Origin of the sequence: Paraburkholderia sp. J94, assembly GCF_905220285.1 — a bacterium.
Classification (GTDB): Bacteria; Pseudomonadota; Gammaproteobacteria; order Burkholderiales; family Burkholderiaceae; genus Paraburkholderia; species Paraburkholderia tropica_A.
In genome coordinates this window covers 62,430-84,861 of sequence record NZ_CAJMZH010000002.1, presented here as the reverse complement: position 1 = coordinate 84,861, position 22,432 = coordinate 62,430, and the positions used below count along the sequence as shown (strand labels likewise).

The 22,432-nt window shown below is 63.7% G+C and carries 24 protein-coding genes; 11 read left to right on the top strand and 13 right to left on the bottom strand.

Annotated features, from left to right (window positions below; genetic code table 11):
- Window positions 1-52: 52 nt before the first annotated feature.
- The 5 genes from tssE to U4Y88_RS03770 all read right to left on the bottom strand — a co-directional run bounded on the left by tssE (window position 53) and on the right by U4Y88_RS03770 (window position 4,130).
- A complete protein-coding gene (tssE, locus tag U4Y88_RS03790; protein WP_065058887.1) occupies window positions 53-532 on the bottom strand; it encodes a type VI secretion system baseplate subunit TssE in 480 nt (159 codons plus the stop codon).
- A 71-nt stretch (window positions 533-603) separates the two neighbouring features.
- Complete coding sequence (locus U4Y88_RS03785) at window positions 604-1,107, bottom strand: Hcp family type VI secretion system effector (protein ID WP_224011453.1); 504 nt, start codon at window positions 1,105-1,107, stop codon at window positions 604-606.
- A gap of 263 nt (window positions 1,108-1,370) precedes the next feature.
- A complete protein-coding gene (tssC, locus tag U4Y88_RS03780; RefSeq protein WP_224011454.1) occupies window positions 1,371-2,870 on the bottom strand; it encodes a type VI secretion system contractile sheath large subunit in 1,500 nt (499 codons plus the stop codon).
- A gap of 13 nt (window positions 2,871-2,883) precedes the next feature.
- Window positions 2,884-3,414: a type VI secretion system contractile sheath small subunit gene (gene tssB, locus U4Y88_RS03775; RefSeq protein WP_224011455.1), complete on the bottom strand. Its 531-nt coding sequence runs from the start codon at window positions 3,412-3,414 to the stop codon at window positions 2,884-2,886.
- A gap of 62 nt (window positions 3,415-3,476) precedes the next feature.
- A complete protein-coding gene (locus tag U4Y88_RS03770; RefSeq protein WP_321782343.1) occupies window positions 3,477-4,130 on the bottom strand; it encodes a hypothetical protein in 654 nt (217 codons plus the stop codon).
- 449 nt (window positions 4,131-4,579) lie between these two features.
- Between U4Y88_RS03770 and tssJ the strand changes: the two genes are divergently transcribed.
- From tssJ to icmH, 3 genes are all read left to right on the top strand, one after another.
- Window positions 4,580-5,206: a type VI secretion system lipoprotein TssJ gene (tssJ, locus tag U4Y88_RS03765; RefSeq protein ID WP_224011537.1), complete on the top strand. Its 627-nt coding sequence runs from the start codon at window positions 4,580-4,582 to the stop codon at window positions 5,204-5,206.
- Between the two features lie 229 nt (window positions 5,207-5,435).
- On the top strand, window positions 5,436-6,782 hold the full coding sequence (gene tssK / locus U4Y88_RS03760) for a type VI secretion system baseplate subunit TssK (RefSeq protein WP_224011457.1): 1,347 nt from the start codon (window positions 5,436-5,438) through the stop codon (window positions 6,780-6,782).
- Window positions 6,779-7,564 carry a type IVB secretion system protein IcmH/DotU gene (gene icmH, locus U4Y88_RS03755; protein WP_310633918.1) on the top strand — a complete coding sequence of 262 codons (786 nt, stop codon included), beginning with the start codon at window positions 6,779-6,781 and terminating at the stop codon, window positions 7,562-7,564. The genes tssK and icmH overlap by 4 nt, the downstream gene beginning before the upstream one ends.
- 95 nt (window positions 7,565-7,659) lie before the next feature.
- On the opposite strand, the gene U4Y88_RS03750 is transcribed toward icmH, so the two are convergent.
- Window positions 7,660-8,721 (bottom strand): diguanylate cyclase, encoded by a 1,062-nt coding sequence (locus tag U4Y88_RS03750; protein WP_321782341.1) that lies wholly within the window; start codon window positions 8,719-8,721, stop codon window positions 7,660-7,662.
- Window positions 8,722-9,155: 434 nt separating this feature from the next.
- Between U4Y88_RS03750 and U4Y88_RS03745 the strand changes: the two genes are divergently transcribed.
- A complete protein-coding gene (locus U4Y88_RS03745; protein ID WP_224011460.1) occupies window positions 9,156-9,716 on the top strand; it encodes a DUF4142 domain-containing protein in 561 nt (186 codons plus the stop codon).
- A 74-nt stretch (window positions 9,717-9,790) separates the two neighbouring features.
- Here the strand turns inward: U4Y88_RS03745 and U4Y88_RS03740 are convergent, their stop codons facing one another.
- Window positions 9,791-10,390 carry a TMEM175 family protein gene (locus tag U4Y88_RS03740; protein WP_224011461.1) on the bottom strand — a complete coding sequence of 200 codons (600 nt, stop codon included), beginning with the start codon at window positions 10,388-10,390 and terminating at the stop codon, window positions 9,791-9,793.
- A gap of 186 nt (window positions 10,391-10,576) precedes the next feature.
- Between U4Y88_RS03740 and U4Y88_RS03735 the strand changes: the two genes are divergently transcribed.
- Window positions 10,577-11,302 (top strand): cytochrome b/b6 domain-containing protein, encoded by a 726-nt coding sequence (locus U4Y88_RS03735; RefSeq protein WP_310633920.1) that lies wholly within the window; start codon window positions 10,577-10,579, stop codon window positions 11,300-11,302.
- A gap of 25 nt (window positions 11,303-11,327) precedes the next feature.
- Here U4Y88_RS03735 and U4Y88_RS03730 read toward each other — a convergent pair whose 3' ends face one another.
- Window positions 11,328-12,401, bottom strand: coding sequence for a hypothetical protein (locus tag U4Y88_RS03730; protein WP_415774399.1), 1,074 nt, complete (start codon window positions 12,399-12,401; stop codon window positions 11,328-11,330).
- A 133-nt stretch (window positions 12,402-12,534) separates the two neighbouring features.
- Here U4Y88_RS03730 and U4Y88_RS03725 point away from each other — a divergent pair, with 133 nt between their 5' ends.
- Window positions 12,535-12,795: an H-NS family nucleoid-associated regulatory protein gene (locus U4Y88_RS03725; RefSeq protein WP_224011464.1), complete on the top strand. Its 261-nt coding sequence runs from the start codon at window positions 12,535-12,537 to the stop codon at window positions 12,793-12,795.
- A 105-nt stretch (window positions 12,796-12,900) separates the two neighbouring features.
- On the opposite strand, the gene kdgD is transcribed toward U4Y88_RS03725, so the two are convergent.
- From kdgD to U4Y88_RS03705, 4 genes are all read right to left on the bottom strand, one after another.
- The gene (gene kdgD, locus U4Y88_RS03720; protein ID WP_224011465.1) at window positions 12,901-13,818 is read right to left on the bottom strand and encodes a 5-dehydro-4-deoxyglucarate dehydratase; all 918 of its coding nucleotides are present in this window, start codon (window positions 13,816-13,818) and stop codon (window positions 12,901-12,903) included.
- Between the two features lie 44 nt (window positions 13,819-13,862).
- Complete coding sequence (gene gudD, locus U4Y88_RS03715) at window positions 13,863-15,212, bottom strand: glucarate dehydratase (RefSeq protein ID WP_321782337.1); 1,350 nt, start codon at window positions 15,210-15,212, stop codon at window positions 13,863-13,865.
- A 116-nt stretch (window positions 15,213-15,328) separates the two neighbouring features.
- A complete protein-coding gene (locus tag U4Y88_RS03710) occupies window positions 15,329-16,405 on the bottom strand; it encodes a lactonase family protein (protein WP_321782336.1) in 1,077 nt (358 codons plus the stop codon).
- Between the two features lie 38 nt (window positions 16,406-16,443).
- Entirely contained in the window at window positions 16,444-17,781 is a 1,338-nt protein-coding gene (locus U4Y88_RS03705) for an MFS transporter (RefSeq protein WP_321782334.1), read from the bottom strand.
- A 389-nt stretch (window positions 17,782-18,170) separates the two neighbouring features.
- On the opposite strand from U4Y88_RS03705, the gene U4Y88_RS03700 reads away from it, so the two are divergent.
- Window positions 18,171-18,542, top strand: coding sequence for a type II toxin-antitoxin system RelE/ParE family toxin (locus U4Y88_RS03700; protein ID WP_321782332.1), 372 nt, complete (start codon window positions 18,171-18,173; stop codon window positions 18,540-18,542).
- Window positions 18,543-18,568: 26 nt separating this feature from the next.
- Window positions 18,569-18,853 carry a helix-turn-helix domain-containing protein gene (locus tag U4Y88_RS03695; RefSeq protein WP_224011470.1) on the top strand — a complete coding sequence of 95 codons (285 nt, stop codon included), beginning with the start codon at window positions 18,569-18,571 and terminating at the stop codon, window positions 18,851-18,853.
- 37 nt (window positions 18,854-18,890) lie between these two features.
- Here U4Y88_RS03695 and U4Y88_RS03690 read toward each other — a convergent pair whose 3' ends face one another.
- Window positions 18,891-19,631 carry a FadR/GntR family transcriptional regulator gene (locus tag U4Y88_RS03690; RefSeq protein WP_321782330.1) on the bottom strand — a complete coding sequence of 247 codons (741 nt, stop codon included), beginning with the start codon at window positions 19,629-19,631 and terminating at the stop codon, window positions 18,891-18,893.
- A 614-nt stretch (window positions 19,632-20,245) separates the two neighbouring features.
- On the opposite strand from U4Y88_RS03690, the gene U4Y88_RS03685 reads away from it, so the two are divergent.
- From U4Y88_RS03685 to U4Y88_RS03675, 3 genes are all read left to right on the top strand, one after another.
- On the top strand, window positions 20,246-20,851 hold the full coding sequence (locus tag U4Y88_RS03685; protein WP_224011538.1) for a c-type cytochrome: 606 nt from the start codon (window positions 20,246-20,248) through the stop codon (window positions 20,849-20,851).
- A 115-nt stretch (window positions 20,852-20,966) separates the two neighbouring features.
- Window positions 20,967-22,241: a c-type cytochrome gene (locus U4Y88_RS03680; protein WP_405045142.1), complete on the top strand. Its 1,275-nt coding sequence runs from the start codon at window positions 20,967-20,969 to the stop codon at window positions 22,239-22,241.
- A 7-nt stretch (window positions 22,242-22,248) separates the two neighbouring features.
- The gene (locus U4Y88_RS03675) at window positions 22,249-22,431 is read left to right on the top strand and encodes a hypothetical protein (RefSeq protein ID WP_065058906.1); all 183 of its coding nucleotides are present in this window, start codon (window positions 22,249-22,251) and stop codon (window positions 22,429-22,431) included.
- Window position 22,432: the final 1 nt, after the last annotated feature.

Here is a 22,432-nt window from a genome sequence, read left to right as displayed (position 1 = left end):
AAACTACCTGTGCAGCCGCGGCTGCGTGACAACTCGCGGCCGTTGCCGTGCTTCAGGTCTTCGCGCGTGCGCGCGAGACCGAATATTGCAGCGTCGAAGGCTGCAACAATGCATCGAAGTTGACCGGCTCCTCGGCCGGATGCACGACCAGCAATGCCTGAATGGCGAAATTCAGCACGCTGGTCGAGCGCGAATTCAATTCGAGCGACACCGTCACGCGTTGCAGACGCGGTTCGTGGCGCTCGATTGCCTGCTGGATCGACTTGCAGATGAACGCGCGATCGTAATGACTCGCGAGGCTCAAACCCGCGAAATCGTTCAGGCCGTAAGTCAGCAGGGATTTACGGCACTCGGGCAATTGCGCGAGCATGTGCTCGGTGAAGGCAATCCGCGTATTGAGGATCGACTCCAGATCGCGCGCCACCGTCGCTTTCAGTTCGTCCAGCGACAATTGCCGCATCGCGGCCGGTGCCGGCGAATGCGGTTCGTCGTCGAACAGCTTGTCGAAGAAACTGGGCTCGAAACGTTTCATCAAACCATCCGGCGTCGCATGCTATGAAAACCAGGCGGCGCGCGAGGCACCCCGCCCGGTTCAACGACACCTTAGACCGCGTAGGTCTTGTCGTTCTTCGTCAGGCTCCATGCGCCCTGAGCGTTACCGCCCTGGTTGCCGCCGATCTTCTGCTGCGTGTACTTCCACTGCACGGCAGCGTACTTCAGCGAGAACTCTTCGGTCGGCAGGCCTTCGCCCACGACGGTCGGCGTGATGCTCGAAATGATCACGTACTTGAGCTTGATTTCGAGGTACTTGATGCGGTTGCCTTCGCCGTCCGAACGCATGAAGTCGATGGTGACTTCGTCGAACGTCGTGCCGCCCGAAGCGTGCTGATACAGCAGCGGGCTGACCACGTCGATGTCCTTCGTGAAACGCATGTCGGCGTGTTCGCAACGCTCCGACGTATGGCCGCCGGCCGTCGATGCCGTTGCCGAACGCGGTTGCAGGATCGCGTGATTCCACGAATCGATTTCGATCCAGTTGGCGTGATCCTTATCCTGCGATTCGCCCTTGATCGCGGGATTGCCGAATTTTAGGTAGATGTCCTTCATAACGTATCGCTCCCCATAGAGGTGGTTTGTACGGCGGCGCGAGGCTCGAGGCCGGGCCGCCCGATGGACCGCTCACACTTGGCGCGGGCCCCATTTACGCCAGGGCCTCTACACCGGATGCATCGCGTGGCATGCACCGTCATGGCGGTACATGCCAACGCGTTCGGCGCGTTCTCGTTGCTCGTCGTGCGGCTTTCTTTACGTCGTATTGATTGCCGCTGCGTTGATGTGCTTGTTACGACGCGCTCATTGCGACGCGCTATTTACGAATTAGCCGGCTTCGGCAGATCCGCCACGAGACGCAGCGAGATCGACAGTTCGTCGAGCTGGAAATGCGGACGCAGGAACGCAACCGAACGATACGCGCCCGGACGCCCCGGAATTTCCGCCACCTGGATCGACGCTTCGCGCAGCGGGAACTGTGCCTTCTGTTCCTGCGTGGCGTTGTCGTCGAGCAGCACGTATTGCGAAATCCAGCGGTTCAGGAACACTTCGACGTTTTGCGCCGAAGCGAAACTGCCGATCTTGTCGCGCATCATCGCCTTCAGGTAGTGCGCCACGCGCGACACCGAGAAGATGTATTGCAGCTGCGCGGACAGCACGGCGTTCGCATTCGCGCTATCGGTGCTGTACTTCTTCGCTTTCTGCACCGACTGCGCGGCGAAAAACGCGGCGTAATCGGAATTCTTGCAGTGGACGAGCGGAATGAAACCGAGGTCGCTCAGTTCCTTTTCGCGGCGGTCCGTAATGGCGATTTCGGTCGGGCACTTGAGCGCGATTTCGCCGTCGTCGGTCTTGAACGTGTGCGTCGGCAGATCTTCCACGAGACCGCCGCCTTCCACGCCGCGAATCGCCGCGCACCAGCCGAAGTCGTCGAATGCTGCCGTCAGGCGCGCGCCAAAGGCCCACGCCGCGTTGCACCAGAGGTATTTGCTGTGGTCGGTGCCGTCGACGTCTTCAACGAAGTTGAAGCCTTCCGCGGTCGCGCCGTCTTTCGGATTGAACGGCAGGCGGCCGAGAAAACGCGGCAGCGTGAGGCCCACATAGCGCGAATCTTCGGCGTCGCGGAACGACTTCCACTTCGCGTATTCGACGGTGTCGAACACCTTGCCCAGATCGCGCGGCTTGCCGAGATCGGCAAACGATTCGAGGCCCATCAGTTCGGGCGACGCCGACGCGATGAACGGCGCGTGCGCGGCCGCAGCGACATGCGACATCTGTTCGATGAAGTACATGTCCTCGGGCTGGCGCGTGATTTCGTAGTCGCCGATCAGCGTGCCGAAAGGCGCGCCGCCGAACGTGCCGAATTCTTCTTCGTAGACTTTCTTGAAGAGTGCGCTCTGGTCGAATTCGACCGCGTTCTTGAAGTCGCGCACGACGTCGCGCTTCGGTGCGTGCAGCGCCTTGATCTTGATGGTCTGGCCGGTATTGCTTTCCTTGCACAGATAATCGAGGCCGCGCCACGTGCTTTCGAGGCGCTGGAATTCCGGCGCATGCATCACCGCGCTCAATTGCGCGGAAATCAGGCGGTCGAGTTCGGCCACCCGCGCGTCGATCGTCGCGGACAGATTGTTCGACACGACCACGGTGCCGTCGAGCACCTGATGCACGAGTTCGCCGATCAGGTCCTTTGCACGCGCGTGCTCCGAATCCGATTTCGCGACCTTGCTTTTCTCGACGATGCTGTCGAGCAGCGAAGACGTGCTTTCGCCTTGCTCGGCTTCGATGGCCGCGCTGTGCGCGGCTGCGGTTTGCTGGTTCATTGCGTCCCCCGCCTCATTCGCCCTTGGGTTCGTCTTCCGACGGGTCCTTGCGTGCGTTCTCCGCGAGCGCCTGCAACTGCTGCGTATTGGAGAGCACTTCGCTCAGCAGGTCTTCGAGCTTGTCGTTGCCCGCGAGCTTGTTGCGCAGGTCCGCGAGCTTCGAACGCGCGTCGAGCAGGCGGCGCAGCGGCTCGACCTGAGCCACGACCTCGTCGGGATTGAAATCGGCCATCGACTTGAAGCGCAGATCGACGGCGAATTTGCCGCCCGCTTCGCTCAGGCGGTTTTCCACCTGAAACGCGGCGCGCGGCTCGATGCCTTTCATCACGTCGTCGAAATTGTCGCGATCGATATTGATGAACTTGCGGTCGCGCAGCTTGGGCTGCTCGATTTCCGATTGACCGGCCAGATCGCCCATGACGCCGACGACGAACGGCAGTTCCTTCACTTCGATTGCATCGCCGAGCTCGACCTCATAGGTCAGCTGGACGCGCGGCGGCCGCACTTTCTGCAAGCGCTTCTGGATGCTTTCTTTCTTTGCCATCGACGGCTCCCTGCTTCCGTTATGACCTTGTTATCGGACGTGTCGCGTGTGGTGCTCGAAACTCAGCGCAGCGCGCTGAACGGATCGGCGGCGCTGCCCGCGGCCTTCGCGGGTGCTGGTGCTGCGGGCGCGGCCGGAGCGGCGGGCGCTGCTGCTGTTTCAGCGGCTTCGGCGGCCTTCGGCGCGGCCTTGGTGACGCGCTTGACGTAGCGCTTCTTCTTCACCGCCTTCGTGCCCTGATCGGGCGGGAACAGTGCGTCTTCGCCGAGCGTGTCGCGCAATTGCTTGGCGAGCGCCTGGGCGTCCGACTTCGCGTCGCCTTGCAGCGAAGCATCCTGACGCAGTTCGCCGAGCGACTCGGTTGCCACGCGCAGGCCGGCCACAGCCAGCACACTCTTCGCGCCACGATCGGTCTGATCGCGTTGCAGCGCTTCTTGCGCGGCGACGATGGCCTGGCCGTAATGCTGCTGCTGGAACTGGATCTGCGCGATGCGCGACCACGGTTCTTCACGCGTGGGATCGGCGGCGGCGAGCTTTTGATAAGCGGCGATGGCCTGATCCTGATCGCCGCCCTTCGAGAGCGCGTCGGCATCGGCGAGCGCCTTGTTGAATGCTTCGGGCGAGGCGGAAAGATTGTTGCCCTGGGTGGCGCAACCCGCGACGATGCCGCACGCGATCACAGCCCCCGTTAGCTTCGAGAAGACGCTCTTATTCATGTTTTCTCTACCGACCAGAGAGTTTGATTGTGTTTGTATTGGATTCAGCCCGAGATCTTCGCCTCGAAAAGCCGCACCTCAATATTGAAACGAGAGTTTTACTTATTGCTCAACGCGCGGGTATAGTACAGGCCAAATTTCGATAATTCAACTGCGCAGTGAAAAGTGCCTGAAAGAAAATGGCCGCGCGTGAAGTAGAGAAGCAAGTAAGAAGCATGACAGAAGCCGCAAACTAAAGGCGAAAACGCGGGGCAAACGCGGTGCAAACGTCGCGCGAGGAAATAATTTCCGGCGCAACCATTGTGCAAGGCCCTGCGGGCAGGAAAATTTGCCGGAATTTAATTAGAGAAGGCATCACGGGGATAATGCCCGCGCAATGCGCCGTGCATTACCAACGTTCAAGTCTATTTAACGTTGTCGGAGAGTTCGGGCTTCAGCCCGCGATAAAAATGACTGCGCGCATTATTCAAATCGCATCAAATGCGGCGATACTCTGCGCCGCTGCCGCCTTGCTGGGCGGATGCGCGGCGGCGGTGCCCGCGCTGGGCAGCGCTGCGTCGGCGGCGCTGCAGCTCGCGGGCATCGGCAAGCCCGATGTACCCGACAGCCAGAAGCCCCCGCGCGATCTCGGCATCACGCTTTATGCAGCGCGCAATCTCAATGCGGCGACGGACAACAAGCCGCTCGCATTAGTGGTGCGCCTCTACGCGCTCAAGGATCCGACGTCGTTTCAACAGGCACCGTTCGACACTTTCACCGATCCCGCCAAGGAAAAAAGCACCTTGGGCGCGGACCTGCTGAGCGTGCGCGAAATCACACTGATTCCGGGCCAGCGCTATAACGCGACCGAGAAAGTTTCGCGCGAGGCGCAGGCATTCGGTATCGTCGCGCTGTTCCGCGATCCGGCAATGAAGCGTTGGAAATTCGCTTTCGATCCGGCGAAATCGGAGAAATCCGGCATAATGGTTGGCCTGCACAACTGCGCCATGACAGTCACGAGCGGCACGGTGATCCCGGCAGATGCGGCTCAGCCGGCGCAAGCGCTCAATCTGCTTTCGTCCGTCACCTGCGGTTAAATGAGAATAGGCGACGGCAAATGCGCGGATTTAAAACGGGACGGAAAGCGTGGCAATCGAAGCTGCAATCCAGGCTGCAATCGAGGCTGCAATCGACGTGTCAATGGGGAATGAATGCACCGCCCAGTCGCGCGGTGAATTTCACGGAAACGGACCTCTTTAACCAATTCAGTCCGCCGGCGGCTCGCACGCCAGGCGCGACCCGATCGACGCATAACGCTGAATCAACATGAGCTATTCCTCGAAAGTGCTTTGGGGGGAAGGTCTGTTTCTCAGGCCTCAGCACTTCCAGCGGCAAGACGCCTATCACGAAGCGCGACTCTTCGAGTCGATCCAGGCGATCCAGCCGTATAACTGGGGCGTGCGCTCGATCCGCATCGATCACGACTCGCTCGGCAGCAATATTCTGCGCATCAGCGAGTTGTCGCTCGTGTTTCCCGACGGCACGCTCTACTCCGCGCCGCAGGCCGACGACCTGCCGCCGCCCGTCGCGCTCGACACGCTGCCCGAAGGCATCAACGAATTCACGTTCTATCTGGCGCTGCATCAGGTGCGCGAAAACGGCTCGAATTATTCGCCCGACCGCGACGCCGGTTTTGTCGCGCGTTATGTGAGCGAGCAGTCGAGCGTGGCCGATCATTACACCGACGCTGCGCAGGCCGACATCACGTTCCTCAAGAACAACGTGAAGCTCGTGGCGCATACGGAGCCGCGCGACCAGTTGCTCTCGGTGCCGGTGATGCGCGTGCGGCGCACGGCGTCGTCGGGCTTCGAGGCCGACGAGAGCTTCGTGCCGCCGAGCCTCGCGATCGAGGCTTCGCCGCTGCTGCATCAGCGTCTGCGCCGCCTGATCGACGCGTTGCAGGCGAAGGTCAACGCGCTCTACGGTTTCCATCGCGAGCCGACCAAGAACATCATCGAATTCCGCTCGGGCGATATTGCCTCGTTCTGGCTGCTGCATACGGCGAGCGGCGCGTTCGCGACGCTCGCGCATCTGTACCAGCACGCGGCGCTGCATCCCGAACGGCTCTTTCAGGAAGAACTGCGCCTCGCCGGCCAGTTGCTCACGTTCTCGAAGAATCACACGCTCGCCGACCTGCCCGCCTATCGTCATGACGATCCGGGCCCGGGATTTGCGCGCCTCGACGCGATCCTGCGCGATCTGCTCGAAACGGTGATCTCCACGCAGTACTTCGCGATCGCGCTGGAAGAAGTGCGTGCGTCGTTCCATATCGGCCGCCTCGACTCCGGCAAGATCGACGACAAGACCACGTTCTACCTCGCCGTATCGGCCGACATGCCCGCCGTCGATCTGGTCGATGCCGTGCCCGCGCGCTTCAAGGTGGGCGCGCCCGACGACGTCGACAAGCTCGTGCTCTCGGCCATGCCGGGCGTGCGCCTCGTCTACACGCCGCAAGTGCCGCCCGCCATTCCGGTGCGTCCCGGCGCGTGCTATTTCGCGCTCGAATCGCGCAGCGCGCTTTATGAGCGCATGATTCAGGCGCAGTCGGCGATGGTGTACACGCCCTCGGGCCTCAACGATCTCAAACTCGAACTGATTGCGGTGACGTCATGACCAACGCGCCCTCCCTTTTCGGCGACGTCGCGCCGCCGCCCGTCACGCCGCAAGTGCCGGCCGGCGATCCCGCGTATCAGGTGCGCTCGCTGCTCGATCTGCTCTACGACGGCTTTTTCATGCTGTTCCTGCTGAAGAACGGCCGCGAGCCCGGCGACGCCACCGAGTTCAGCGCACGCGTGCAGCAGTTTCTCGGCGATTTCGAGCGCGGCGCGAAAAAGCTGAACGTCGCCGCCGAAGACGTCTATGCGGCCAAGTTCGCGTTCTGCGCCGCCATCGACGAATCGGTGCTGTCCTCGCCGTTTCGCATCCGCTCCGACTGGGAGCGCCGTCCGCTGCAGCTCACGCTGTTCGGCGAGCAGCTCGCGGGCGAGAAGTTCTTCCAGTATCTCGAACAATGCCGCGCGCAAGGCGCCGCGCGTCTGCAATCGCTCGAGGTCTTTCATATGTGCCTGCTGCTCGGTTTCCAGGGCAAGTACATGCTCGAAGGGCCGGAAAAGCTCGCGTATCTGACTGCGCGTATCGGCGACGAAATCGCCCATATGAAGGGCAAGCGCGCGCCGTTCGCACCGCATTGGCCGCTGCCCGATCAAGTCGTGCACCGCCTCAAGCGCGAAGTGCCGCTGTGGACGATCGGCGCGGTGTTTGCGCTCGTCGGCGTGCTGGGCTGGCTCGGCCTGAGCACGTGGCTGCGCGACAGCACGCTGCGCACGCTCGCGCCCTATACACAGATCGTCAAGCTCGGCCCGCAATCGGCGAATCTCACGATCTCGCTGCCCTGAAGACGTATCGTCGACACATCGAGCGCACGTGACAACACGCGTGCGCTCGATTCAGCCCTGAAAACAAGGGCTGAAATCGCGCTTCACGTCCCATCTCACGCGTGCTCGCCCTGCTCCGCGACCACGCGATCCCGTCCCGTCATCTTCGCGCGATACAGGCTCGAATCGGCACGCTTGAGCCATGCCGCATGATCGTGCATCGCCTCGTCGCATTGCGCCACGCCGATACTCACCGTGCACGGGCAGACGCTGTCCGCGTGCTTTGCTTGCGCCCGCACTGCGCCCGCAAAACGCTCGGCGACTGTGCGCGCCTCAGTGAGCGTCGCGCCCGGCAGAACCACGCCGAATTCCTCGCCGCCATACCGGCCAATGCTGTCGCTCGCGCGAAAATGCTCGCGCAATTGCCGGGCGAACGCGCTCAGCACAGCGTCGCCGGCCTGATGTCCGCGCGTGTCGTTGATGTGCTTGAAATGATCGAGATCGATCAGCAACAGGGACGACGCATAGCGCGTCGCGCGGCAGCGCTCGAATTCGCGCACGAGCAGATTTTCCCAATGGCGGCGATTCAATAAACCGGTGAGGCCGTCGGTGCGGCTCAAGCCTTCGAGAAAGCGCGATTGCTCGGCGAGTTTCTTCGATATGCGATACACGGCGAGACCGAGCGCAAGCGGATAAATCACGAGAAATGGCAGACACGCGAGCAGCGTGGGCATGCGCGTGGCGGGCTCGAACGCCATGCCGACCATCAGCAGTCCGGCCGCCAGCCCCGCGAGATTCGCGGCCACGCCGCGCAGAAACAGCCGCGTGCCGCCCGCGGCCATGTTATTCATGCTCGTCATCACGAGCATGAGCGCGCTCGGCAATAAATCGAATCGCATCGCGGCGACCCATAGGCCGCCCATTGCGGAATCGACCATTAAATTGAGGCGTTCGCCGCGATAGGGCACGGCCCATGCGTGCGCGGCACGGCGTGCGATATGCGGCCAGATCAGGCAGTCGAGCACGAGCAACACCCAGAACGGCACGCCGCGCCCCTGCTGCACGAATACCGACGCCATGCAGAAAAACGCGAGCGCGCGGCCGCCGACGCGCAATCGCCAACTGCGCTCGACGAAGCGCCTCCCCTTGCCCGCCATCGGATTCGTGCTGGGTAACATTCTCGGTCTCTCGAATGTCCTGCTGTCGTGCAGGATCTATGCAGGTATTGTGCCACCGGCGATGGCATTCGCCGTCGCGAATTCGGGTTTTTCCGGGCAAATCAGGGCTCTTTCGAATGCGTGCGATAACCGCACGATCGATGCCTGCGCAACCGCATCACACCACGACCGCTCGCGCGCTTTCGCGCTTCAGATTACATCGCGATGAATTCACACCGCGCATTTCGCGTGCGCGCGTGTTCTTACCAACCGTTACAGAAGCGACGTCATCGTTGCACCTGTACGCGCCATGCCTTTCTAGAATGCTTCAACCGTTGCGCAGTCAGACCGCCAGCGGCCGCCGACGACATTCGATGCGTCGATGCCATGTGCATTCGGCGTAACACGAATCGCGTTGGCGATATCGATACTAATCACGCAGAAAAGGAGTTCGCATGAATCGCCTCTCGCTTGCCTCGCTCGCCAGTGTTTCCGCCACCGCGCTGCTCGCGCTTTCGCTGAATGCGCACGCGCAAACTGCCGCGCCGGCCGCCTCCGCTGCGGGCGCCACGCAGGAACTGCATGCCGCCGACAAGTCGTTCATCGCGGACGGCACGCAAACCGTCGCTACGCAGCGCGACGCGGCGCGTATCGCCGATTCGCGTTCGACCGACCGCGAAGTGAAGGCTTTCGCGGAACAACTGGTCGCCGATTACACGAAGCTCTCGGATTCGATGCGCGCCGCCAGCCCGCGCGGCGTGGACGTGCCGCGCGACGATCCCGACACCGCCGTGCTTTCGAGCATCAAGAATTTGCGTGGCGCCGAATTCGACAAGACGTATATCGAGCAGGTCGCGCTCGCCGGCCAGCAAAAAACGCTGTCGGCATTCCAGGCGGAAATTGCATCGGGCCGCGATGCGGGTCTGAAGAAGGCCGCGACCGAAGGATTGCCCGTGATTCAGGCGGATATCGCCAAGGCAAAGGCGCTGGCCACGCGCAAGCATCTGGCCAGCTGATGAACGCGCGCGTGAGCGCATGACTTGTGAGGCGGCGGCACGGCGACACATCGCGCGCGCCGCCTCGCGAGTTTTTACTCTTCGGTATGTTCGTGCGCGGAGGTCGCGAGACGCTCCATGCGCTGATCGGGCACGAGCCACAGCAGCGCGACCAGCAGGAAAAACAGCGCGCCGAAATGCGCGTAATCGGCGGCGGCGCAACTCATGCCGAGCAGATAACCCACGACCGACACCTTGCCTTTGTAATCGCGTCCGAGCGCCAGCGCCAATGCGCTTTGCGCGCCGTGATAGCGCACGAGGCAGCCTTGCAGCACGACATAGGCAATCGCGCACAGCAGCAGATTCAAGCCATACAGCATGGTCGGCCAGCGTCCAAAATGGTTTTCGCCCATCCAGCCGGTCGTGAACGGCAGCAGCGAAAGCCAGAACAGCAAATGCAGATTCGCCCACAGCACCGTGCCGTTCACGCTGCGCGCCGCGTGCATCATGTGATGATGATTGTTCCAGTAGATGCCCACGTAAATGAAGCTGAGCACATAGCTCAGATACGTCGGCCATAGCGGCGCGAGCGACGCGATGCTGTCGCCGTGCGGCACCTTGAGTTCCAGCACCATGATCGTGATGATGATGGCGAGCACGCCATCGCTGAACGCTTCGAGTCGGTTCTTGTTCATCGGCTAAATGATTCGAGGTGTTGTTTTCGAAGTGTTCGCATGACGGAGAAAGGCACGCGAAAGTAATGGCCGAAAGTATGGCTGAAACCGCCGCGCGAGGCTATGCCGTATCGGCGTCGCGCGATAATCTGGCGATGCCGCCAATCACGGCGTGCTGCATCGTCTGACGAATCGGCCCTCCCCGCCATGGATACCGAACGACGCGCCACCGCCCCGCATTCCGCCCATTCAGGGCCTTCCGCCACGCCGGCCGCCGAACCCGAGCGCAGCGTGCGCGTCTGGGATGTGCCCACGCGGCTCTTTCACTGGCTGGCGGCGCTGCTCGTGGCCGTCGCGTGGGTTTCGCAGCATTTCAACTGGATGGACTTGCACGTGCGCGCGGGCGAGACGCTGCTCGCGCTCGTGCTGTTCCGCTTGATGTGGGGCGCGTGCGGCAGCGAGACCGCGCGTTTCGCGCGCTTCGTGGCCTCGCCCGCCGCCGCGTGGCGGCATTTGCGCCATGTATTGCGCCGCGAGCCCGACGCCCAGGTGGGCCATAACGCGGCGGGCGGCTGGATGGTGTTGCTGCTGCTCGCGCTGCTGGCCGTCGAGACGCTCAGCGGCCTCTACGTCAACAACGACATCGAAAACGAAGGCCCGCTTTCCGAGCACGTGAGCGCCGCGTTCGCCAACGCGATTTCGGCGCTGCACGCTTACGGCTGGGACGTGCTGGCCGCCGCCGTCGCGCTGCATGTGTGCGCGATCGTCGTCTATGCGATCGCCAAGGGCCACAATCTGCTCGGCCCGATGCTCACGGGCCGCAAGCGCCTGCCCGCCAGCGTGCGTGCGCCCGCACGCGCTTCGTTGTGGCTCGCGGTGCTGCTGATGGGCTGCGCCGCGCTCGTGACGGCCTTGCTGGCGATGTATCTCTGAGCCGTCGAGCAAGGCCTCGAACGCATTAGCCCGCCGGCACCGTGAGTATTGGCGCTTTCTGATCCTGATTCGCCTGCGCGAGCGCGATCAGATTTTGCAAGACCGTCAACGCGTATTTCGAATCGAAGTCGTCGTTCTCGATCCAGTAAGTCGCGTCGTGATAACCGATCGTGGCATACGCATCGGGCGGCGCCTTGCTGCCGACGTGCACGATAATCGTGGGCCGCGTTTCGCCGCCGATCAGATGCACGGTGGGTATCGTCGCGCCGCGCTTCACGTCGTCCTCGGGCACGGAAATCTGCGCGCCGAGATTGGTCAGAATGCCCATCACCGAGCGCGTGACCATGTGGATGCTGCGGCCGTCGCCGTTCGCGGGACCGTACACGACCGGATATTCGCGCACCACCGGCGAGAGTTTCAGCAGGCGGCGCACATCGTCGAGATCGGCTCTCGTTTCGGGCGGCGCGCCGTCGCTGCCGAGCGTCATCGTCACGCGGTGCGTGTGATCCTGCGGATCTTCCTTGTAGCTGACGGTGAGCTGCCCCGCGAGCTGCAAGCGCCGCAACGCGCGCAGCAGTTCGAAGAAGCCGGGGCTGCCGTCGCTGGTCGGTCCGCCGAGCGGCGCGGCGTTTTGCAGACCGCCCACCGACTGCACCGAAAGACGCAGCAGCAAATCGATCGGCACGCCGCTGTCCGCGAGCGGCAGCACGAGTTCGGTCGGCAGCGGGCGGATATAGCCGGTGGCGAGCGCCTCGCCCGTGGTCGGCACGAAGGTGAAGGTCGGGTGATTCGAGTACGACGCGCCCACGCTCGCCTGGCCGTAACTCGTGCCCGCCGTGCTCGATCCGCCTTCCGCGATCACGCCCGCGTTCGCCTCGAAGGTATAGGACGCGATGATCTGGCTCACCGCCACGAACGACGGCGAATCGCCGAAACGCAAGCCGACGATGGTCGCGAGCATCTCGCGTTTCTTGGCGTCGCCGAGCGCGCGCTCGTAATCGACCTGATCGGTGCGTAACATGTGCGGGCCGAACCAGGCACAGCCGGACGTCATGAGAAGTGGACACAGCACGGCGATCAGGCGCCGCCTCGGCAGCAGGCGAAATGAAATCATGTCGGCAGTCGGTCGTCGATTGGGCAACAGCCGATGCAGCTAGCAAGTCACATGCCTCGCGCGCGCCGCTTGACGTAAAATCGGGCGATCCCGTTCACTTCATTCGACACGACCGCAGATGGCTACCTACCTCGAATTGCTCGCCGAAAAGCGCGCGCTCGACGCGCGTATCGATGCGTTGCGCGCCGAGGCGGCCGAAGAAGCACTCGCGGCCGCCCGCGCCGCCATCGCCGAATTCGGCTTCACGCCCGACGACCTGTTTGGCAAACCGCGCGCGAAACGCGAGAAAAAAGGCGCGGGCCGCCCGCGCAAAAATGCGTCCGCGCAAGATGCGGACCACGGCAATCTCGATCTGTTCGGCGGCTCCGGCGCGCATTGAGGCGTTGAAACACTGACACATCGACACGCGTGAAATACAACAGGCCCGCGAGCCGCATTGGCTCGCGGGCCTGTTCGTTTCTGCGGCTGCTTCTGCTGCTGTCGCTTACTGTGCGCCGAGCTTCCTGATCAGCGCATCGAGTTGCTCCACTTCTTCGGGCGCGAGGTCGGTAAGCGGCGCGCGCACCGGACCCGCATCGTGGCCGACGAGCTTCGCGCCCGCCTTCACGATACTCACCGCGTAACCGGCGCGGCGATTGCGGATCGCCAGATACGGCAGGAAGAACTCGTCGATCAGCTTGCCGACCGTTGCGTGATCGTCTGCGGCAATCGCGCGATAGAACGCCATCGCGGTCTTCGGAATGAAGTTGAACACGGCCGACGAATACACCGGCACGCCCAGCGCCTTGTACGCGGCCGCGTAGACTTCCGCCGTCGGCAGGCCGCCGAGATACGAAAAGCGGTCGCCCAGACGACGGCGGATCGTCACCATCGCCTCGATTTCGCCCACGCCGTCCTTGAAGCCGATGAGGTTCGGGCAGCGGTCGGCGAGCTGTTCGAGCATGTCGGCGCCGAGCTTCGAATTGGCGCGGTTATAGATGATCACGCCCATCTTCGGCACGGCCTTGCAGACCTGCTCCGCGTGCGCGGCGATGCCTTCCTGCGAGGCTTCCGTGAGGTAATGCGGCATCAGCAGAATGCCTTGCGCGCCGTTGCGCTCCGCTTCCTGCGCATACTCGATGGCGACGCGCGTCGCGCCGCCCGCGCCCGCGAGAATCGGCACCTTGCCCTTGCAGGTTTCGGTGGCGGTCTTGATCACCTGCGAGTATTCGCTTTTCGTGAGCGAGAAGAACTCGCCCGTGCCGCCCGCCGCGAACAGCGCGCTCGCGCCATACGGGGCGAGCCATTCGAGGCGTTCGGCGTAGGTGTCGGCGCGGAAGTTGCCTTGCGCGTCGAAGTCGGTGACGGGGAACGACAGCAGCCCTTCGGAAACGATCTGCTTGAGTTCTTGCGGCGTGGTCATGGTCTTGGATCCTGTGATGATGGCGATGTCGGGCGAGCTTGCGTTCAGCGCACGAGGCACGGACGCTTGTGGTCGAATGTCCAGTTGGGAATCAGGTATTGCATGGCGATCGCGTCGTCGCGCGCGCCGAGTCCGTGCTGCTGATACAGCGCGTGCGCCTTGTCCAGTTCGTCCAGATCGATCTCGATGCCGAGGCCCGGCTTCTGCGGCACCTGCACCTTGCCGCCGACGATCTGCAACGGATCGCGCGTCAGACGCTGGCCGTCCTGCCAGATCCAGTGCGTGTCGATCGCGGTGATCTTGCCGGGCGCGGCGGCGGCCACGTGCGTGAACATCGCGAGCGAAATATCGAAGTGATTGTTCGAGTGCGAGCCCCACGTGAGGCCCCAGTCGTTGCACATCTGCGCGACGCGTACCGAGCCCTGCATGGTCCAGAAGTGCGGATCGGCGAGCGGAATGTCGACCGATTGCAGCTGGATCGCGTGGCCCATCTGACGCCAGTCGGTGGCGATCATGTTGGTGGCTGTGGGCAGGCCGGTCGCGCGGCGGAATTCGGCCATGACCTCGCGGCCCGAATAGCCGTTTTCCGCGCCGCACGGATCTTCCGCGTAGGCGAGCACGTCGTGCTTGTCGCGGCACAGGCGAATCGCTTCGGCCAGCGACCACGCGCCGTTCGGGTCCAGCGTCACGCGCGCCTCGGGAAAGCGCTCGGCCAGCGCCGTGACCGCGTCCATTTCGGCGTCGCCCGCCAGCACGCCGCCCTTGAGCTTGAAGTCGTTGAAGCCGTAACGCGCCTTCGCGGCTTCGGCCAGACGCACGACGGCTTCGGGCGTCATCGCGGCTTCGGTGCGCAGGCGTTCCCAGTCGTCGCGGCCATCGGCGCCGCTTGCGTACGGCAGATCGGTTTGCTTCCGGTCGCCGATAAAGAACAGATAGCCCAGCATCTCCACTGCGCTGCGCTGCTGCCCTTCGCCGAGCAGCGCAGCCACCGGCACGTTCAGATGCTGGCCGAGCAGATCGAGCAGCGCCGCTTCGAGCGCCGTCACCGCGTGGATCGTGGTACGCAGGTCGAAGGTTTGCAGACCGCGCCCGCCCGAGTCGCGATCGGCGAACTGCTTGCGCACCGTATTGAGCACCGCCTGCAGATTGCCGATCGACTGACCGACCACGAACGCGCGCGCATCGTCGAGCGTCTTGCGGATCGCCTCGCCGCCCGGCACTTCGCCGATGCCCGTGTTGCCCGCGCTGTCGCGCAGCAGCACGACGTTGCGCGTGAAGAACGGGCCGTGCGCGCCGGAGAGGTTCATCAGCATGCTGTCGCGGCCCGCGACGGGCACGACGCGCAGTTCGGTCACGACGGGCGTGGCGTTCGGTTGGACGGTCTGTGTGGACATGAAGGCTTACCTGCTTGAAAGCGCGGTTGAAAAGCGGCGCGGGCGAGCGTCCCGCGCCAGTCAGTCGATCAAAACGATGAAAACGATGAAAACGATCAAAACGGTGGGCGGCAAAGTCAGGCCGGCGCGGCGACGATCTCCACCCAGTTCGCGCCGTGTCCGCCCGCGCAGCGCGCGGCGAGCGTGAGCGCCCCGCTCTGCGCATCGACGCGATAGAGCGAGACATGCGGCGACTTCTCTCCGCAGGCCACCGCGAAGCGGCCCGACGGATCGAGGCGGAAACCGCGCGGCTGGGTTTCGGTATCGACGAAACCGGCGTACTCCAGCGCGCCGCCGGGCTGCACGGCGTAGGTCAGCAGGCGGCTGGTCGTGCGCTCGGAGGCGTAGACGAAGCGGCCGTCGGGCGAGACGTGGATATCGGCGGCCCAGACCAGTTTCGCCAGCTCGGCGGGATCGGGCTGCACCGGGTCCGACGAACTCGGGCGCGCGAAACCGTCGTTCAGATGCGTGAGGTCGGCCGCACGCGGCGAGACGTGTCCGGGCGTGAGCGCGCCGGTCTGCGCGTCGCGCGTCAACGCGGCCACGGTCGCGCGGAATTCGCTCAGCACGTAGAGCGTGCTCTCGTCGGGCGACAGGCACAGATGGCGCGGCCCGAAGCCCTGGCCCAGATCGACGGTGCCGATCTCGCGCAAGCGCCCTTCGTTTTCCAGCGCGAAGCAGAACACGCGGTCGCTGCCGAGCGACGAGGCATACGCGAAGCGCCCATCGGCGGAGACGATCACGCAATGCGCGTTCTGGACGCTTTCGACGGTCTGCAACGGCGCGCCGAGGCCGTTGTCGATGTCCTGCGCGCGATACAGACAGACGCGATGCTCGCCATACGAAGCGCCGAGCAAAAAGCGGCCGAGCGGATCGGCGCACAGATAGGCGAAGCTCGAATCGAGCGGCGCGCGGCTGAGCGTCGTGAGCGTGCCGTCGTGCGCGTCGATGGCGTAGCGATACAGATGCAGGTCCGACCCGCGCGTGACGGCGTAGAGATGGCGGCGGTCCGGCGCGAGCGCCATCGGCATGACGGTCGGCGCAATCGTCGTGCGCGCGTGCGGCGTGAGCGTGACGGCGTTGGCGTCCAGATGCAGCACGTCGATTTCGCCGTCGTTGGCGTTCGAGACGTAGACAAAGTAGCGGTCTTGCATGTGCGTGTCCTCAGTGGTCGCGGTCGTGGGCGAAAGCCTTAGTGTGCGCCACGATGGACGGACTCTGCTTCGTCGCCGAACGCGCGGCGCGCCGGTTTGTTGCGTGCGAGGAACGCGGCGGCGGCGGCGATCAGCGAGGTCACGCCGAGTCCGTACAGGCCGCCCGCGATCGAGCCGGTGTGCTGCTGCAGATAACCGAAGGTGGCCGGCGCGAAGAAACCGCCCAGATTGCCGAGCGAATTGATCAGCGCGATCACGGCGGCGGCCACGCGGGCGTCAAGATAGCCTTGCGGCAGCGGCCAGAACAGCGACGAGGCGGCCTTGAAGCCAATCGCCGAGAAGCAGATCGCCACGAACGAAAACACCGGATTCGACGAAGTCGACGCGAACAGCCCGCACGCCGCGATCACCAGCGCCAGCGCGAGCCAGGCCTGCTGGAAGCGCCACCGCGCCGAAAGCAGCGCGAAGCAATACATCGCGACGATGGCGATCATCCACGGAATCGCGTTGTAGAGGCCGACCTGGAAATCCGTGAGGCCGCCCATCTTGCGGATGATCGTCGGCAGCCAGAACGTGGCCGCGTAGATCGTGAGCTGGATTGCGAAGTAGAGGAAGCAGAACAGCACGATCTGCGGGTCTTTCAGCAGGCGCATGACGGGCACGTGCGCGCCGGTCGCGGCTTCGCGCTCGGCCTGCTCGCGCGCCATGTAGGCTTCGAGCGCACCCTGCTCGTCGCGCGTGAGCCAGTGCGCGTCGCGGATGCGCGACTTCAGCAGCAGCCAGCTCGCGGCGCACAGCGCGATGGAGAACGCGCCTTCGATCAGGAACATCCACTGCCAGCCCGCGAGGCCGAAGCCGCGCACCGAAAGCAGCGCGCCCGTGATCGGACCGGACAGCACGGAGGCGAATGCCGAGCCCGCGAGAAACACCGCCACGGCCTTGCCGCGCGCCTGCTGCGGCAGCCATTGCGCGAAGTAGTACACCACGCCCGGAAAGAAACCCGCTTCGGCGATGCCGAGCAGAAAGCGCAGCAGATAGAACGAGGTGTCGTTCTGCACGAACGCCATCGCGCCCGCGACGATGCCCCACGTCCCCATGATGCGCGTGAGCCAGGCGCGCGCGCCGTACTTCTGCATCAGCATGTTCGACGGCACTTCGAACAAGGCGTAACCGATGAAGAACAGCCCGCTGCCGAGCCCGTAGGCCGCCGCGGAGAGACCCAGATCGGCCTCCATATGCGCGTTCGCGAAACCGACGTTCACACGGTCGATGTAATTCGCGATGAACATGATCAGAAAGAGCGGCAGCACGTGCCGCATGACCTTGGCGCTGGCCGAATCCAGCAGGTCGTCGTGACGCTTGGCGGGAATGGACATCTGGGCTTGTCTCCTGAGCGGCGCGGCGCATCGGCATGTCGTGCGCGGCGCTTCATGGTACGTTGTCTGATGACAGTGTATGAGGGAGACGGGTTCGATTCTATTGGGTGTTTACCCTGCTAGATTGGCTGGAGTTTGGGCTATTTCGTTGTCAAATATAGCTTTGCAGTATGCTTGATGGTTGCTTTCTATCGCACTGAATCTGTGTGCGCGCTCAGTTGTACGATGACTTATGTTGTCTGAGTAACCCATTCAGGCGTACCACGCGCCGCTCGCCTCCGAACCGGCATTTCCATCAAATCCCACGCCTGATCTGGCCATTCGGCCGATCCTTTTCGCGTCCTTTCGCTACGTAAGATCAAACTCCATCAGCTTGATATTGCGTACCAATGTTGATACACTCGAATCGCCTCAGCCCTCACGACACGCCGCTCGTCGTGCATTTTTTCCGCACGGAGGCCGGTCACGAACCGGTGCGCCGATGGCTCAAGGAGCTCGAGGTGGCCGAGCGCAAGGCCATCGGCGAGGAAATCAAGGTCGTGCAGATCGGCTGGCCGCTGGGCATGCCGGTCGTGCGCAAGCTGGAACGCGGCTTATGGGAAATCCGGGTGCATTTGCCGCTGCGCATCGCCCGCGTCTTCTTCACGGTCTCGGGCACCACCCTGGTCCTGCTGCACGGCTTCATCAAGCAGTCGCAAGCCACGCCGCAAGACGACCTGGATCTGGCAAGAACGCGGTTACGTCAATTGAAGAACGGCTAGCGCGCCTCGCGCGCAAGGAGCAAAACGTGGCGAACAAGCATATCGGCGAAAACTTCGACGACTTTCTCGCCGGAGAAGGACTGCTCGAAGAATCCACGGCGACGGCCATCAAGCGCGTCATCGCGTGGCAGATCGAGCAGGAAATGAAGGCGCAGAAACTGACCAAGACGCAGATGGCCGCGAAAATGAAAACCAGCCGCGCGGCGCTCAATCGTCTGCTCGACCAGAACGACACCAGCCTCACGCTCACCACGCTCGCCAGCGCCGCCGCCGCGCTCGGGAAGAAGTTCCGGTTCGAGCTGTGTGCGTGATGCGTGGATGAAAACCGCCTGACAGGCGGGTGAGCGCCTAGACCTTGCCGCCCTGCTCCGTCGCCGCGCGGCGCAGTCTTTCGCGGCTGCTCGACAGATGCATGCGCATGGCGGCGCGCGCGCCTTCGGGGTCCTGGCGCGCGATGGCGTCGAAGATGCTCTCGTGCTCGCGATTCACGAGTTCGGCGTAGGCTTTCGGATCGCGATGCGCGATACCGGCCGAATCGATCCGGTGACGTGGAATGAGCGCGGCGCCCATCTGCGTGAGGATGTCCACGAAATAGCGGTTGCCCGTGGCGCGCGCCACGGAGACATGAAACGCCAGGTCCGCTCCCGCGCTGTCGCCGCCCGCCTGGGTGGCAGCCGAGATCGCGTCGAGCGCCGTGCGAATGTTCGCGAGATCGCGTTCGCTCGCGCGCTGCGCGGCGAGCCCCGCGCACTCGGTTTCCAGGCTGATGCGCAACTCCAGCACCGAGAGCAGATCGTTGAGCGTGCTCGCGGGCACGACATCGAGTTCGAGCGGCTCGCGGCGCGGCTCCAGCACGAAGCTGCCAATGCCATGCCGCGTCTCGATCACCGACATGGCCTGCAGGCGCGAAATGGCCTCGCGCACCACGGTGCGGCTCACGCCCAGTTGGGTCATGAGGCTGCTTTCGGTGGGCAGCTTGTCGCCGGGTTTCAACGCGCGCGATCCAATCTGCTCGTTGATGAAGTGGACGACCTGCTCGGCCAGATTGCGGGTGCGCGTGGGCATGGGCGCGGCGAGCGATACGGCCATCGTCCCCTCCTTGTCGTTCGGTTTAGGGTTTTATTATACGTCGTCGGACAACTGGCGGTTTGCGCTGAACCGCACGCCTGATGACTCACGATTTAGCGATCCATCTGTGTGGATCACCGGCTGTGCAGTCATCCGACAACCGTGCTGGCGGTGCATTCGTGCAGCGCGCTTTACGGTTGCCCGTAGAAGCCATTCATGCGTCTGCGAAATTTACTTAGCGATACGAATCAAATACCAGGCAAGAACTCACGAACGAAAACAAACGATAAACAAACAGAAAAGCCAACGCCCCACCGTTGCGTTAGCAAACGTCTGTGCACACGAATCGCGCCAAGAATTTTTTGCACACCTTCGCGCGCATCGAATCCGATTTTTTTGATAATGTTGCGACAGAGGATGCGCACCGGACTGCCGGAACATCGGCTGCCAAAGAGAACGAAAGCTGCCCCACCCGGACGACGCCTCAACTGATATCGAATCGCACCGCGTTTGTGTCGCCACAATCCGCAACGAGGGAATCATTGAGAACCCGCTTCGTCCTCTTCATTGCCGCGCTCGTCCTGCCCTGGGCGCCGCTTTTCGCGGCACCGCCGGCTGAACCCGCGCCCGACACGATGCAGGCGCGCGTGATGGGTTGCGCCGCCTGCCACGGCGCGCATGGCGAAGGCACCGACAACGACTACTTCCCGCGGCTCGCGGGCAAGCCGGCCGGTTATCTGTACAACCAGCTGATCGCGTTTCGTGACGGCGGCCGCAGCTATCCGCCGATGAACTATCTGCTCGCCTATCTCCCCGACGCTTACCTCAAGCAGATCGCGGAGTTCTTCGCGCAGCAGCATCCGCCCTACCCGCCGCCCGCCACGCCGAAGGTCGATGCCGCGATGCTCGCGCTCGGCAAGTCGCTCGTGCTCAACGGCGCGCCGAACCGCAACGTGCCCGCGTGCGCGGCCTGTCACGGCGCGGGCCTGACCGGCATGGAGCCCGCGATTCCGGGCCTCGTCGGCCTGCACGCCGATTACATCAGCGCGCAACTGGGCGCGTTCCGCTATGGCACGCGCCGGGCCGCTGACCCCGACTGCATGCACGACATCGCCTCGCATCTCGCCGAGCGCGACATCACGGCCATCGCCGCGTGGCTCGCCGCGCAGCCGGCCCCCGCCGATCCGAAGCCCGCGCCGCCCGCGCCTCTGCCGCTCGCCTGCGGCAGCGTTCCCCACTAGCCGAGGCCTCGACGTGCGCAAACATCGAATCCTCACTTCGCTGCGCGGTCTTTCGCGCTCGCCTTCGCGCCTGACGGCCCTGCTCGCGCCGCTGGCCTTGTGCTGCGCGTTCGCCCTGAGCGCGAGCGCGCAAACCGGCGCGCCTTCGGTCAATGCCGCCGATGCGGCGAGCGCCGCAGCCGCCGCCGCGGCGGCGAACGCGAAGCCCGTCGCGGCCAACGCCGTGCAGATCGCGCGCGGCGAATATCTCGCGCGCGCCGGCGATTGCATCGCCTGCCACACGGTGCCGTCGCAGAAGATGTTCGGCGGCGGCCGTCCGATGGAAACGCCATTCGGCACGCTCTACACGCCGAATATCTCGTCGGACAAGGAGTTCGGCATCGGCGCCTGGACCGCCGACGAGTTCTACCGCATGCTGCACGACGGCAAGTCGCGCGACGGCACGCTGCTCTATCCGGCGATGCCGTTCGCCTCGTACACGAAGGTCACGCGCGCCGACTCCGACGCGATCTACGCCTACCTGCTCTCCACACAGCCCGTGCATCAGCCCAATCGCGCGCACTCGCTGCGTTTCCCGTATAACCAGCGCTCGCTGCTGCTCGGCTGGCGCGCGCTGTTCTTCCGCGAGGGCGAGTTCAAGCCCGATCCGAAGCAGTCGGCCGAATGGAATCGCGGCGCGTATCTCGTCGAAGGTCTCGGCCACTGCACGATGTGCCACACGGCCATCAACGCGCTCGGCGGCAATTCCGCCTCGAAGGCCTTCGAGGGCGGCCTGATTCCGTTGCAGAACTGGTATGCGCCATCGCTCACCTCGAACAAGGAAGCGGGTCTCGGCGACTGGAGCATCGAGGACATCGTCGACCTGCTGCACGCGGGCGTGTCGAATCGCGGCGCCGTCTACGGGCCGATGGCCGAAGTCGTCTACGACAGCTTCCAGTACCTCACCGAAGACGACGTGCGGGCCGTGGCCGTCTATCTGAAGTCGCTGCCCGGCCACTCGGGCGAAGTCGACAAATCGCCGAAAAGCAATTACGTGACCGAGGAAGCGAACCGGCTCGCGCCGCTCGGCAAGAAGATCTACGAGGCGCAATGCGCCGTGTGTCATGCGACCGAAGGCCAGGGCAAGCTGCCGCATTTCCCGCCGCTCGCGAACAATCAGTCGATCCAGATGAACTCGGCGGTGAACCCGATCCGCATGGTGCTCAACGGCGGCTATGCGCCCGGCACGCGCAAGAATCCGATGCCGTACGGCATGCCGCCCTTCGCGCAGTCGCTCTCCGACGAGGAAGTGGCGGCTGTGGTGACCTATATCCGCACGGCGTGGGGCAATCACGGCACGCCGGTTTCCGAACATGAAGTGAACGCGCTGCGTTCGGCGCCGCTTTTCTGAGGCCGCGATGATCGAAACTTCCGTTCCCGAACAGCCGGGCGAGCGTCCGCAGCACGAACAGGTCGACGAGATCGTGCGGCGCGGTCCGGGCGGCGCGCTCGCGCTCGCGGGCATCGCCACGGCCATCGTGTTCGCGATCTGGTTCGCGTTCTACTTCCTCGTGTTCCTGCCTCGCGGCGTCATTCAATAGG